The organism is Staphylococcus coagulans (assembly GCF_002901995.1).
GTDB lineage: Bacteria > Bacillota > Bacilli > Staphylococcales > Staphylococcaceae > Staphylococcus > Staphylococcus coagulans.
On record NZ_PPQN01000029.1, the window covers coordinates 1 to 13,823 of the forward strand.

A 13,823-nucleotide genomic window follows, 5' to 3' on the forward strand; every position below is an offset into this window, starting at 1 on the left:
CGATAAAACAATATAAAGTCAAGTGTTTTATGATTATAAAAGTGTAATTTTTATGTATATCGGACTATGCGTAATTGTTTAATTTAAAGATGCTAAAATACGATTTAAAGCGATTTCCAATTGTTCGACACTCTTTTTCACTTTTTTGATTTCGCCATGTACTTTAGCATCTGTGAAGATATTATCCCACCAAACATCATACAGTTGATCCTTTTCACTATTTGAAATCGCTAATACTAAATCCTCATCCATATCTTTAAGCATGGGCACTGTGTTTTGCAATTGCGTTTGTAATTGCGATAGATGCGTATTCATTTTTTTAATCTTTCTTCTTTTGAAATAGCTATGGATTGAACTATTTCCTAACATATCAAACCCACTCCAAATACGGACGTCCTTGATTAACTTTTTTACTTTTTGTACCTCTACCAATGCGTCCTTCACTGCATTCTTCACTTCCACAACTTCATGTTGTTTCATATGAAACACCCTTTCTTATCTGCTATCTTTCTACAATTCACTATTAATCCAATCATATAATAATCTGCTTTATTTTGACAATAAGCAGTCACAGTTCACACTGTTATTACAAGTGCAAAATGTGACCGCTTCAACATTTGAAATGATTGAAGTTGTGTCAATGGTCGTAGCGCGTTGGGCTACATTAAAGATGATTATTTCAGTAATGTCGCAACATCGACTTCAATCAGTGGCGTTTGTGTACAGGGCGCTGCTTGGCAAAGTTGAATCATCAAAGTATCTTTAATCTGCGTTTGAAATGCGACAGGTTGTCCGTGAAAATATAGGGGTTCTAATACATTATTTGTCGCAACACCTTCTGATAGACCTTTGCCTGTCAGCTTGGCATAGGCTTCTTTTTGCGTCCAAATCATATAAAATTGTGTTTCGTTACCAATCCATTGTGATTCTTCATTTGTAAATTGCATTTTCAATCGTTGCCATTCAATCGGACTGAGATTTTCAATATCTAAGCCAATCTCACTTTGATCAAATGCACAAGCGACATACGTGCCGCTATATGACAAACTGACAAATACCGGTTGCGGTGTGTCAATATAAGGCTTACCATAGGCACCAAATTTAAACTGCCAATCTAAAGGATCAAGCTGATACATCGTTTTTAACCCATAATGCACGAGTAATTCGCCAATACAGTGCTGATTTTCATTACTTTTATAGTGGTGGTTCGTATGATTTCTTTTAAACAGATATTGTTTATGCGCAAGTTGTTTCGTTATGGCTGTGGTCGTCTTTTCTAAGTTAACAATTAATATCATTACATTTCACCTACTTGAATGTGTCGTTAAGTCTTTGTTGCCAACGGGCTAACCATGCTTCTGATAGTTCTGACCAGCTTAAATCCAGTGCGTTCATGACAGACTGTGTAAAATCTTGCGTGATAATGGCAGGTTTCAGCTTATCATCGTGATGCATTAACCCCACCCAAGCATAATAGCCCGCATCATGTACATATTGATCAAATGTTGCGTCATCCACCACTTTAATTGTGCGATTTGTTAGCTTTTCGAACATCGATTGCATTGTATATTCATGGTTATTCGTAATATGAAAGATGTTGTACGTGCTTTGTTGGATTTCCGCGAATTGTACAATCATCTGTGCCGCTTCATCAACAAACGAAAATGAAATTGGTGTTTGTGCCGCAGATACCCCTATCTTATCGAGCTGAAGTAAGTCATGCATAACGATAGAAAAGCGATTTGTCCGCATATTTTTCATAGTAATATTGCCATGTCTACTGCTTGTTAAGTTTCCTACACGCATGATCTTCGCTTTTAATCCTTCTCGCATGGCTTGTAATACTTCAAGCTCGGCATAAAATTTACTTCGTGCGTATGGTGACGTAATCTGTTGGTTTTTAAAAATAGCTGTTTCTGAGAATTGCGTGTCTTCTTGTTCTTCAGAAAAGGCGCCTGCCACACTGAGTGTAGAAATGTAAATCAGCTGGGCTTGTGCTCGCTTGGCAAAGGCGATAAGCTGTGCTGTACTTTTGACGTTGGCTTCATAAAAGTCTTCATCTTCGCCAAAATGATCTGTTCGCGCCGCCGCATGAATGATCGTGTCGATAGACGAAGTTAACTGTGTGAAATCTTGGTTTGTGTCACCATGTATGATGTCAACGTTGTGCATCATTTTTTCACACGTCAATGGCTCAAAATAATGGTTCAAATTGTCGATTAAACGGTCACGCGCTTGTGATTCGCTTTCTGCCCGAATAAGACAATGTACACGTTGGTGGCGCTCAGTTATTTCATAAAGTAAATAAGCACCTAAAAATCCTGTGGCACCTGTCAGTAACACTGTTCCTAAAGATTGTTGTGACACTTTTGACAAAGGCGTTTGATTGGTCGCAATCATCGTTTGCAAGGCGTCTATATTTCCCGGGACATTTAATTGTGTCGATTCGCTTTGATTTAACAACGCACGGATGGTTCTGTATTCATAAATAGCCTGCATCGACGTTTCAATTCTTTTGTTTTTCAGCAACATCACAACTTTCATCGTCGCAAGTGAGTTACCACCGAGTTCAAAGAAATCATCGTCAATGCCAATCGGGCTCACATTTAATACTTGTTCGAATACATCGACATATTGCTGTTCTTGTTCATTTCGTGGTGGGGTCAACGTACGGACTTGTTGTGAATCCGCAGCAGTTAAAGCTTTCATATCTAATTTGCCATTAGGCGTTAAAGGTAATTGATCCAATTTTATGAACACCTGTGGCACCATATACTGTGGCAACTGATCTGTGAGTGCACGTCGTATCACATCAGCTTGCTCTGTTTCAGCTACATAATAGCCCACTAAAAATGGATGTGCACGCGTACGATCCACGGTGACCGCACTATCCAAAACACCTGCGATTTGGTTCATTTGATTTGTAATTTCTTCTAATTCAATACGATAGCCATTCAGTTTTTGTTGTTGATCAATGCGACCTAAAAACTCAATCTCACCATTATTTAAATAACGCGCTAAGTCACCCGTGCGATATAATTGTCCATCACCCCAAGGATGCGGAATAAAAGCTTGTGCATTAACTTCAGGACGGTTTAAATAACCTTTTGCTAAACTGTCACCCGCAATACAAAGCTCTCCAGGTACACCCACACCACATAATCGTCCTTCTGACATGATATACACTTGTACATTCGGGAGTGGTCGTCCAATCGGAACACGTTGTAATGTGGACTTGCCGTCATCCATCCATGCTGTTGTAATCACTGTGGATTCGGTTGGCCCATAGGCATTGACATACATTTCACAATGCGGTCGAACCCTATCAACAAGTTCTGGTGTGCTCACAGAACCTCCTGTCACTAAGCAACGTAAATGATAGTCGGTCATCATCATGCACAGTTGTGCGGGGATCGAAGCAACAGTGACATGTTGTGTTCGGAGACAGTGTTCTAAAGCGAAAATATCCTTTCTTTCTCGTTCAGAAGCAATCACTAAAGGACATGCATTGAATAACGCACAATAAATCTCCATCACAGACGCATCAAACACGATATTGGCGTATTGTAATAGCACATCTTGAGACGTCAGTTGTATAAATTGAGACCAACCTGTGACTAAGTTCATTACATTACGATGTGTGATTTGTACGCCTTTCGGTTGACCTGTCGTTCCAGATGTATAAATCATATACAATACATCGTTCGCTTCCACGTGTTCACTTGATTGAATCACTTGCGCATCATCTTCTCGTATGACACAACTTCTCACATCTGAAATGGTCACAGTTCTAGAGTGTGATGGCGCATTCGTTAAGATATGTTTCACTTCCGCATCTTTCAAAATAAAGTCAATCCGTGCTACCGGGCAATCTGGATCAATCGGCACATAAGGACAACCCAGCCATGCCGCAGCAATCATACTTTCAATCATTTCTGGGCCCCTTGTCATGAGAAGCGCCACACGGTCTCCTTTACGACAACCTTGTTCGTACAAATGACGCGCAATAGCTAATGCACGTCGATATAACCTATGCATCGAATGATGTTGGCTGTCAAAAATCATCGCTGTAGCCTCTGGTCTTTGTAACGCCAACTGTTCAATTCGGCTGCCGACAGTCTCCTGCTTAGGATACGCCATCGGTTGTGGTGTCACATGTGTTTCAACCCACTGACGCATGTTGGGTTGCGCAATTGGCAATTGGCCAATGCGTAATAAGTCTTGATCCAATATTGTCTGGATTATCACTGCAAATTGATCACACATATGTTGGATTGTTTCTTTTTGAAACAGATCTGTCCGATATTCAATATTCCAAACAAATTGATGATGCGCTTCTTCAATAATGAAAGACAAATCAAACTTCGCTGTGGTACTTTTCGGTGGTTGATGTGTGAGTCGACTATGACCAAAATGCGCATGATGCGCTTCATTGTTTTGACGCACAACGATAACATCAAAAAATGGGTGTCGTGATGCATCACGTTGCGCGATTAACTCATCAACTAAGACAGGAAATGGATAGTCTTGGTACGCATAAGCCGCTAAACTCATCGTTTTCATTTCTTCTAAAAATGTCAGCCACGGTTTATTGTGTGTCGGTTGACCTTTGAACACAACACTGTTCGCGAACATCCCTAACATGCGTTCCGTATCTGGATGTGTCCGCGCACTCATCACACTTCCTAACACAATCTCCTCTTGACGACTGTATTGGCTTAATAAAACCATAATGACACTCATAAAAAACATAAAGTCAGTCACATCATGTTGTTGGACATACTGTCTAATTTTGTGGCTTAGCCCTTCATCTAACTGCCATTGATACATATCCCCCTCTGTTGATTTGACGTGAGGTCTTGGATAATCCAGTGGGAGCTCTAGCGTTGGAGATGTTTCTGCTAATAATTGATGCCAATACGCTTGATGGTCTGTCATGTCACGTTGTTTGATCCATACACTGTAATCTTTATATTGATGCGTCATCGCAGGCAATGATTTATCTTGATATAGTTGACTCAGCTCATCTAATATGAGGGTCTGACTCATGCCGTCGTTAACACTATGATGCGTATCCATAAATAAAAAGTCGTCTTCTGGTGTTTGAATATAACGTATACGTAAAAGCCGGTCATGTTCTAAATCAAATGGCTTTACCATACGTTCTACCAATACTTGAGGGTCGTGTTCATCTAATGTGACGACTTCAAAATCAGGTGTATAACAGTCTTGAATATATTGATAGACTTGTTGATTTTTCATTCCGAATTGTGTTCTTAAAATTTCATGCCGTTCAATCAATTGGCTCACCGCATGGCGTAATTTCGCAATATCTAGCGGGGCACTTAATTGCCATATAAATGGAACGTTATAAACTGTATCATCCGGGTTCAACTGCCATAAGAAATACATGCCACTTTGCGCCGCACTCGCAGGATACGCCTGCTGATTCGATGTGACGATAGGCATCGCTTCTGAATGTGCTTCGGACACGTCTTCTAAACGCGCTGATAATAAGGCCACCGTTGGATATTTCATCAAATCACCTACTGTCACGGACTTATGCAATTCACGTTCGATTCGGTTCACGACTAAGGTTGCCTTTAACGAATGTCCTCCTAATTCAAAAAAGTGATCGTGAATGCTCACACGTTCAATATGCAACACTTCTTCAAAGATATGACATAAAACTCGTTCCATTTCATTGTTTGGTGCTACATAATCACTTTGAAGTCGTGTTTCGGGATCAGGTAAGGCCTGCGTATTCAATTTCCCGTTGACCGTCATTGGTATTTGATCAATGCGTTGGAAAGACAACGGCACCATATAACTCGGCATTTGCGCAGAGAGCGTGGTTGTTATCGTATGATTCGAAATTTCTTGTTCACCTTCATAAAATGCATAGAGCTGTTTATCCCCTTCTATCTCACGTGTCACGACAACCGCTTTATTAACGCCATGGATACGCTCAATGGCACGTTCAATTTCTGTTAACTCGATACGAAATCCTCTTATTTTAACTTGTTTATCTAGTCGTCCTAAATAATCGATTTCACCATCAGGTTGTAAACGAACCAAATCGCCAGTTCGATACAATTTTCCAGTGCCAAACGGATGATCGATAAAACGTGATGCTGTTAATTCGGGGCGATTGAGATACCCTTTCGCTAAACCTACGCCACCGATACATAACTCGCCCGGGACACCGACACCACAGCGCTGTGCTCCTTGTAAAATATACAGATCCGTTTCACGTATAGGCTTTCCAATGGGTATGCGTGCAGGAATGGTTTCAGGCATTGCATAGGTCGTTGTAAAGGTTGTACTTTCAGTAGGGCCATAACCATTAATGATTTGAGGATGCTTTGGTCGCTGATGTAGGAGCTGAACCCACTTCCGCGTCAGCGCTTCACCCCCAACTAATAAATAGGAGAGCGGTTCAAGTGCTTCAACGTGTGTACTCACAGTCGCATTAAACAGTGATGCCGTTAGCCACATTGTATTAATCTCATATTTCCGAATCACTTGTCCGAGCGCTTTTGGATTTAACAATTGGTCTTTAGACAAGATGACCAATTCGCCCCCATTTAATAAGGCACCATAGATTTCAAATGTCACCGCATCAAACGCAATGGTTCCAGATAACAGAATTTTTGTCGTTTCATCTAATGTGACATAATCGACTGCTTTAACAAGACGATCGACACTCTGATGCATAATACGTGTGCCTTTAGGTTGACCTGTCGTCCCAGACGTATAAATCACATACACATCATCATCACTATGATTAACGACAGGTACTGCAGCATCACTGCCAACCTGCAAATCTTTCAATGACACAGTTGGCACCGTCGTATTCAATTCGACTTGATGTAATACTAATAAAGCCGATTGCACATCTTTTAATATATATTGAATCCGTGCTTCAGGATAATCCGGATCAATCGGTACATACGCAGCGCCAGACTTCACAATACCCAAAACTGCTACAATCATCTCCATACTGCGTTCTGCCATCACCGCGATATAGTCATTAGGCTTCACCCCACGCGCACGTATTTGACGTGCGACTTGGTTCGTCAGCCGATCAAGTTGCGCATACGTTAAGCTGTCGTTTTCAAATCTAACTGCTACTTTATCGGGATGACGTTGGACTTGTTCGGCAAACAACTCAGGCACCGTCGCAAAAGTCGCAGATTCTGTTCGCAACAATTGTTGTAATAGCACCTCGTCTTGGTCTGTCGTCATTAACGAAAAGGTGTTCATTGGCACTTCTGGACGCGTCACACCTTGAAGACATAAATGACGAATCAAATTTGCATACGTTTCAATTGTTAAATCATCATACTGATTGTGGTTATATAACATCTTTACGACATAACCATCCTCGACTTCTTGAACATATACATCGAGCGCTGCTTCGGTCTCAATCGGTTTTAAACGTTCAGCTGTACAAACTTCGCCTGCTATTTCAAACGTATAGTGAATAGGTTCTGAATGAATTAACGTTTCAAACGGAAAACCGGTACGTGCCTCGATTAAATCTGTTAGATGTAGTACCTCTTCATCAACAATCGTGTTCATTCGACTAGAAAGCGGTGTCTTGAACTGTTGATAAGAAAGTGTGCGGTCAACATGGAAACAACCCGGTAAAATCCGTATACGTGGCCCAATCGCCTTCCCTTCATCAAATGATGGGGTTCGTGTTGTCGTTAAACCGACATGAACATCATCACTACGCCCAATAAAGTGATTCGCAAGTATGATACCGCTATAAATATCATCAAGATTCACTTCATCATGTTGAATCTTAACCATTTGCCATTGTGTATGGTGTTGATCCGTTAAACTTTGAACAGGCATATAGGCATGATACGTATCTCTTACACCTTGATGACTTTGCCATCGTTGCAGTTGCATCTGAAACGAAGGCAATCGGCGTAATTGATGCATTTGTTGAATCAATTCAGTAAAACTTTGGGTCAAAGTGATCGATTGAAAAGGTTTTTCATAATAGTGACTCAATTGACTTAAAAAAATAGGCATTGAAGCCGCATCAAAAATAAGTGGACTCACATTGAATTGGAGTAGTGTACAATCGGTCAAGCAAATGATTTTGAAGGTGAAAAGCGGGGCAGTTGTAGGAAGTGTTGAATCAAATGGATTTTGTTCCAAATCACTTTCAAGGTCTAAATCTGATGAAACACGATCTTCATGAACCACTTCAATAAATGGCGCAAATTGACGAATCTGATATTTCAACTCACCTTCTACATACTTAAAAGAGGCCCTCAGTAATGATTGGGTTTGTACTAACTGTGTCAACGCATATAATAATCGTTGCACTTCCATACTTTTAGGTAAGTGCACCACATACGTATGTGGTGGTATAGAGGGGTCTCGATTGAATAAATCTGGCCCATAATGTTGTGTGATCGATGCATTTTCATAAATCACCATAAAATCCCTTCTTCCTCAGTGATATGAAGCCATAAAATGGATTACATTGGTATCATAAAAACTTTATGTCACATTTACAATTAAAAATAAATAATTTTATATAAATTTAAAGTAAACGAAAAATAAAATTAAAATTCTATACATGACGATAACATTCAAATCAGTTATTAGAAGTTTAAATCAAGGACAATCCATCCTTTCGCTTATCAACGAAAACTGGACTTAATAATTTTGATAAGCAGCCTAGACGTCTATTTTAGAAACAATATTTCACTATAAATTAAAAACAAAGAAATTTCATTGCATAAGGTGAACCTAAGTATTATAATCGACTTATAGTTATGTAAGGGCTTTCAATAAAGATTGCGCATTTCTCAAAATATATTGTGTTGGAGGAAAAGATTATGTTCGGGTTCTCAGTATTTTTAAACAAACCGCTATCTTCTGAAACAAAACAATACATCGAAAAGATGGCTCATTCTGGGTTCACAGGCGTTTTCACATCCCTGCATATACCAGAAGATAATAACACTCAGTATCGCAAACGCTTAATTGAATTAGGTAATATTACCAAATTATTAAATTTAGATTTGATGGTTGATATATCTGGCTCATCATTACAAAAAGCTGGTTTTTCTATGAGCAATATTAATGAAATACGCTCTATTGGTGTAACAGGTTTACGTGCTGATGATTATATTAGTAATAAATGTATAGCTCAGCTATCAAATAAAATAACGATTGCTTTAAATGCTTCAACCATAACTGAAAATGACATTCAAGAACTGAAATTAGCTAATGCTAACTTTGATCAATTAGAAGCCTGGCACAATTATTATCCTCGACCTGAAACAGGACTAGATGAAGAGTGGTATCGTAAAAAAGCAAAATGGTTAAAAAGTTTTGGTCTTAAGTCACAAGCATTTGTTTCAGGTGATAATAACTTACGCGGCCCTCTATATCAAGGTTTACCAACGCTAGAAAAACATCGTGCCTATCATCCGCTTGCCGCCTCCCTCGACTTATTATCTGATACAAATAAAATTTTTATAGGTGATCCTGGTCTTTCTGACACTGTAATAAAGCAATTTGCTAACTATATACATGAAAAAAATATTTTATTGCATGTAGATCCATTTAATAATCAAATCGATTTTACTCTAGGTGAACATATAAATCGCCTCGATGAATCAAGAGATGTGATTCGTAGCGCATATTCTCGCAAGAATAAAATTCCGAATATTAAACCTCTACTTAATATCAAACGTGACACTGGTTCAGTAACAATTGATAATTCACAGTATTTACGGTATATGGGAGAAATTCAAATTACCAAACGCTCTTTACCAGCAGATGAAAAAGTTAATGTAGTGGGTCAAATCAGTCAAAATGATCGGTGTTTAATTCCACATATCAAAGGTGGTCAGAAATTCACATTGCTAAAAAACGATATTGAAAGTGAGGGCTAAAATGATTAACTTAGATAACTTAACAACAGAACTAAGAAATGAAAATAGCTACAATCTAGATGAAATGACTATCAGTCAAGCACTGAAAACGATGAATCAGGAAGATCAAAAAGTTGCCCTAGCCATTACTGAACAATTAACTCAAATTGAAAATTTGACAGATGCCGCAATTAAAACTTTAAAAAATAATGGTCGCTTAATATACATGGGTGCCGGTACTAGCGGTAGATTAGGCTTATTAGATGCCGTAGAATGCGTACCAACTTTTGGAGTGAATTCTGATATGGTAATAGGATTAATTGCTGGCGGAAATAAAGCCATGGTTTCTGCTATAGAAGGCGTAGAAGATGATATTGACCAAGGTAAAAGAGATTTAATGCGCCTTAATCTGACATCAAAAGATATGGTTATAGGCATTACAGCGAGTGGTCGGACCCCCTACGTCATTGGTGGAATAAATTATGCCCAATCTATAGGCGCACATACTGGCTCTTTATCATGTAATAAAAATTCAGACATAAGTAAGTTCGCAGAATTACCAATTGAAATTGACTGCGGACCAGAAATTTTAACGGGTTCAACACGTTTGAAGTCAGGAACCGCGCAAAAAATGGTTCTTAACATGATTTCTACTGTCAGTATGATTGGAATAGGAAAAGTGTATAAAAATTTAATGGTTGATGTTAAGCCAACGAATAAAAAATTAATAGAGCGTTCTAAAAGAATTATTATGCAAGCAACGGAAGTGGATTACGACACAGCAACACGTTACTTTGAAGAAGCCAATGAAAACGTAAAATTAGCTATTGTTATGATTTTAACAAACTGTAATAAAGAGGAAGCGACACAAAAATTAGCCAAAGCAAACGGGTTTATCAAAAATACGATTTAAATAAGGGGGGATTACATGGGAAGAGAAGAATTGACATTGAATGAACTTGCCAAAAGAATATATGACGGTGCCGGGGGATTAGAAAATGTTCAAACTGTTAATCATTGTATGACTCGTATTCGAATGAATATACGTGACAGCAATCAGGTAGATCAAAAAAGGCTGAAAAGTATACCAGGCGTGTTGGGTGTTATATTTGACGAACAATTACAAGTTATTATAGGGCCTGGAAAGGTCACTAAAGTAGCTAACGAAATGGTTAGTTTAGCTGGTGTAGAGCTGGGAGAAAATATCAAAAAAAGTTCTGGAAAAGAAAGCGTTAATGCTAAGGCAGCAAAAATAAAAGCAGCGCAAAAAGCTAAGCAAAAAAATTCTCCATTGAAAGTTATTTTAAAAGATATATCAAACATCTTTGTACCTATGATTCCGGCGTTTGTCGGTTCAGGTTTAATAGCTGGGATTGCTGCAGTAATGAATAATTTGATTACTGCTGGAACATTAAATGCCACAACTTGGCAACAGTTTGTAGATATTATGAACATTCTTAAGAATGGTATGTTTGCATATTTAGTCATTTATACAGGGATAAATGCAGCAAAAGTTTTTGGAGCTAACCAAACTCTCGGTGGTGTTATCGGAGCAATAGTAACACTTACAGGTATGAATGCCGACAAACCCATTAAAAACCTTATTACAGGCGATGCATTAACAGCTGGCCAAGGCGGAATTATAGGTGTTATATTTGCTGTCTGGTTGTTATCAATAATTGAAAAGAAATTGCATAAAACTATACCCGATTCTGTTGATATTATCTTCACACCTACACTTTCCTTATTAATAATAGGTTTACTTGAAATTTTCTTGATTATGCCATTAGCTGGATTAATTTCAAACGTTTTAGTGGGAGGTATCAACTGGGTACTATCAGTAGGAGGACCATTTTCAGGCTTTGTATTAGGTTCTCTATTTCTACCGATGGTTATGTTTGGATTACATCAAATTTTAACACCTATTCATATTCAAATGATTAATGATACAGGTATGACATTATTACTTCCTATTCTGGCAATGGCTGGTGCAGGCCAAGTGGGAGCTGCACTTGCTTTATGGGTTAAACTACGTAAAGATGAAGAATTGACTGAAATGATAAAAGGCGCATTACCCGTTGGCATTTTAGGAATCGGGGAGCCATTGATATATGGTGTAACATTACCATTAGGTCGCCCATTTATTACAGCTTGTATTGGAGGTGGCATCGGTGGCGCAGTTATAGGTGCCATTGGTGGTATTGGCTCGATTGCAATAGGGCCTTCCGGTATTGCACTTATTCCATTGATTTCTAATAATCACTGGACAGGCTATATGTTAGGTCTACTTTCCGCTTATATCGGCGGTTTTGTAGTAACTTACTTTTTAGGGATACCAAAAGATAAACTACAGGAACAATTATTAATGCACAGTAAAATAAGTAATGATTCAATTAATCAAGTTAATAATAATAAAATTAATAATCATAAAACTGAAAATTTCAATGCTGTAACAACAGGTTCTATTCATCCCATAGAAGAATCAACAGATCCCGCTTTTAGGAAGAAAATGATGGGCGAAGGCTATTTCATTATACCAACAAATGAAGAAATTTTTTCGCCAGTAAGTGGTACAATATCAACTATTTTCCCCACTAAACATGCAATTGGTATCACTACTGCCAATGGATTAGAAGTGTTGCTACATATGGGAATTAATACTGTTGAATTAAATGGCTTACCTTTTGAAGTATTAGTAACTGAAGGTCAAAAGGTTACGACAGATTCTAAAATAGCGAAAATCGATTTAAGCGCCATTAAAGAAGCAAAAAAAGATACATCAATCTTGGTTGTTATTACTAATATGACAAAAGTAGATTCTTATAAACTAGAAAAACATGGAACAGTTACTTCGAAAGATACTGTTTTTAGTGTTACAACTAAATAAAACAATTAAGGGGCTGCACAATAGCTCCTTAATTGTTTTAAATTTAAGTCCATTTTTCTTAATTCTACATTTTTACAGTTTATTAAGTTCGCGCTAAATCTCTTTTAAAAATATTTTTTCCTATACGCTTCAACTATAGAACGGGTTGTATATATTTTCTCAGCATTCTCCTGATTTCGACTTATATAAACATAAAATAATAAATCCACAGTAATAAACTGTGCCAAAATAGAATCTGTTGCAGCACTTCGATAAATTGATTCCATTGGCCGCGAAGTTTTTAAACTAACATCAGCGAGTTTAGACAATGGATTCTGTCCAAATTGTGTCAATGTAATAATAGGAATTTCTAAATCCTTAGCGGTTTCAGCAAGTGAAATTAACTCAGAAGTCATACCAGAGTTTGAAACTAGCCAAATAACACACTCTTTCTGATGTAAAATGAGCTGCGGTAATATAGTATTATAGTCTGGCTCACTAACTACATTTTTCCCTAATCTCCCCCATTTTTGAACAATATCCATCGCAGTTAAGTTAGAAGCCCCAATACCCAAAACATAGCAGTACTCTTTTTCTTCAATGAACTTACAAGCCTCTAAAAATTCTTCTTCATTAAATAAAGCTGTGGTTTCATCAATTGTATAGTGTGCATTATTAGCGAGTTTATTCTTCAAACTATGAAAAGAGTCGTCTCTGTCTACATCACTATAAGAATTCATACTAGGCGCTTTTTTTGTTTCGGCAGAAAGTTCAATCTTAAGTTCCGTAAGACTGTTATAACCCATTTTTTTAGAAAACCTTACAACTGTGGGACTACTTGCGCCAGATGCTTTAGCAATATCATTTGCTGTCATACTAGCTATTTTTTCGCTATTATTATAAATAAACTGAAAAATTTTTCTTTCAGCAGCAGACATTTCTGCCTGCATGCTTTTCATGTGAGAAAGAACGCCCATAAACTCCTCCTTTAATCATTACTATTATTTTAGATACAATAGATTTTTATAAACATCTAGAAATAAATAACG

General features: G+C 37.9%; 6 protein-coding genes and 2 pseudogenes. 4 read left to right on the forward strand and 4 right to left on the reverse strand.

Annotated features, from left to right (window positions below; translation table 11 throughout):
- Positions 1-78 precede the first annotated feature (78 nt).
- The 3 genes from CD118_RS07150 to ausA all read right to left on the reverse strand — a co-directional run bounded on the left by CD118_RS07150 (position 79) and on the right by ausA (position 8,460).
- Positions 79-480 carry a hypothetical protein gene (locus CD118_RS07150; protein ID WP_060829207.1) on the reverse strand — a complete coding sequence of 134 codons (402 nt, stop codon included), beginning with the start codon at positions 478-480 and terminating at the stop codon, positions 79-81.
- Between the two features lie 194 nt (positions 481-674).
- A complete protein-coding gene (gene ausB, locus CD118_RS07155; RefSeq protein WP_060829206.1) occupies positions 675-1,298 on the reverse strand; it encodes an aureusimine biosynthesis 4'-phosphopantetheinyl transferase AusB in 624 nt (207 codons plus the stop codon).
- A gap of 10 nt (positions 1,299-1,308) precedes the next feature.
- Positions 1,309-8,460, reverse strand: coding sequence for an aureusimine non-ribosomal peptide synthetase AusA (gene ausA / locus CD118_RS07160; protein WP_103356468.1), 7,152 nt, complete (start codon positions 8,458-8,460; stop codon positions 1,309-1,311).
- A 404-nt stretch (positions 8,461-8,864) separates the two neighbouring features.
- Between ausA and CD118_RS07165 the strand changes: the two genes are divergently transcribed.
- The 4 genes and pseudogenes from CD118_RS07165 to CD118_RS12335 form a co-directional block, all read left to right on the forward strand.
- A complete protein-coding gene (locus CD118_RS07165) occupies positions 8,865-9,929 on the forward strand; it encodes a DUF871 domain-containing protein (RefSeq protein WP_060829203.1) in 1,065 nt (354 codons plus the stop codon).
- 1 nt (position 9,930) lies between these two features.
- The gene (murQ, locus tag CD118_RS07170; protein WP_060829202.1) at positions 9,931-10,821 is read left to right on the forward strand and encodes an N-acetylmuramic acid 6-phosphate etherase; all 891 of its coding nucleotides are present in this window, start codon (positions 9,931-9,933) and stop codon (positions 10,819-10,821) included.
- Positions 10,822-10,836: 15 nt separating this feature from the next.
- Positions 10,837-12,258 (forward strand): annotated as a pseudogene (locus CD118_RS07175) (PTS transporter subunit EIIC); the annotation flags it as partial.
- A gap of 102 nt (positions 12,259-12,360) precedes the next feature.
- A pseudogene (locus CD118_RS12335) lies at positions 12,361-12,795 on the forward strand (PTS sugar transporter subunit IIA); the annotation flags it as partial.
- Between the two features lie 104 nt (positions 12,796-12,899).
- Here CD118_RS12335 and CD118_RS07180 read toward each other — a convergent pair.
- Positions 12,900-13,751: a MurR/RpiR family transcriptional regulator gene (locus tag CD118_RS07180; protein WP_060829200.1), complete on the reverse strand. Its 852-nt coding sequence runs from the start codon at positions 13,749-13,751 to the stop codon at positions 12,900-12,902.
- Between the last annotated feature and the right edge of the window lie 72 nt (positions 13,752-13,823).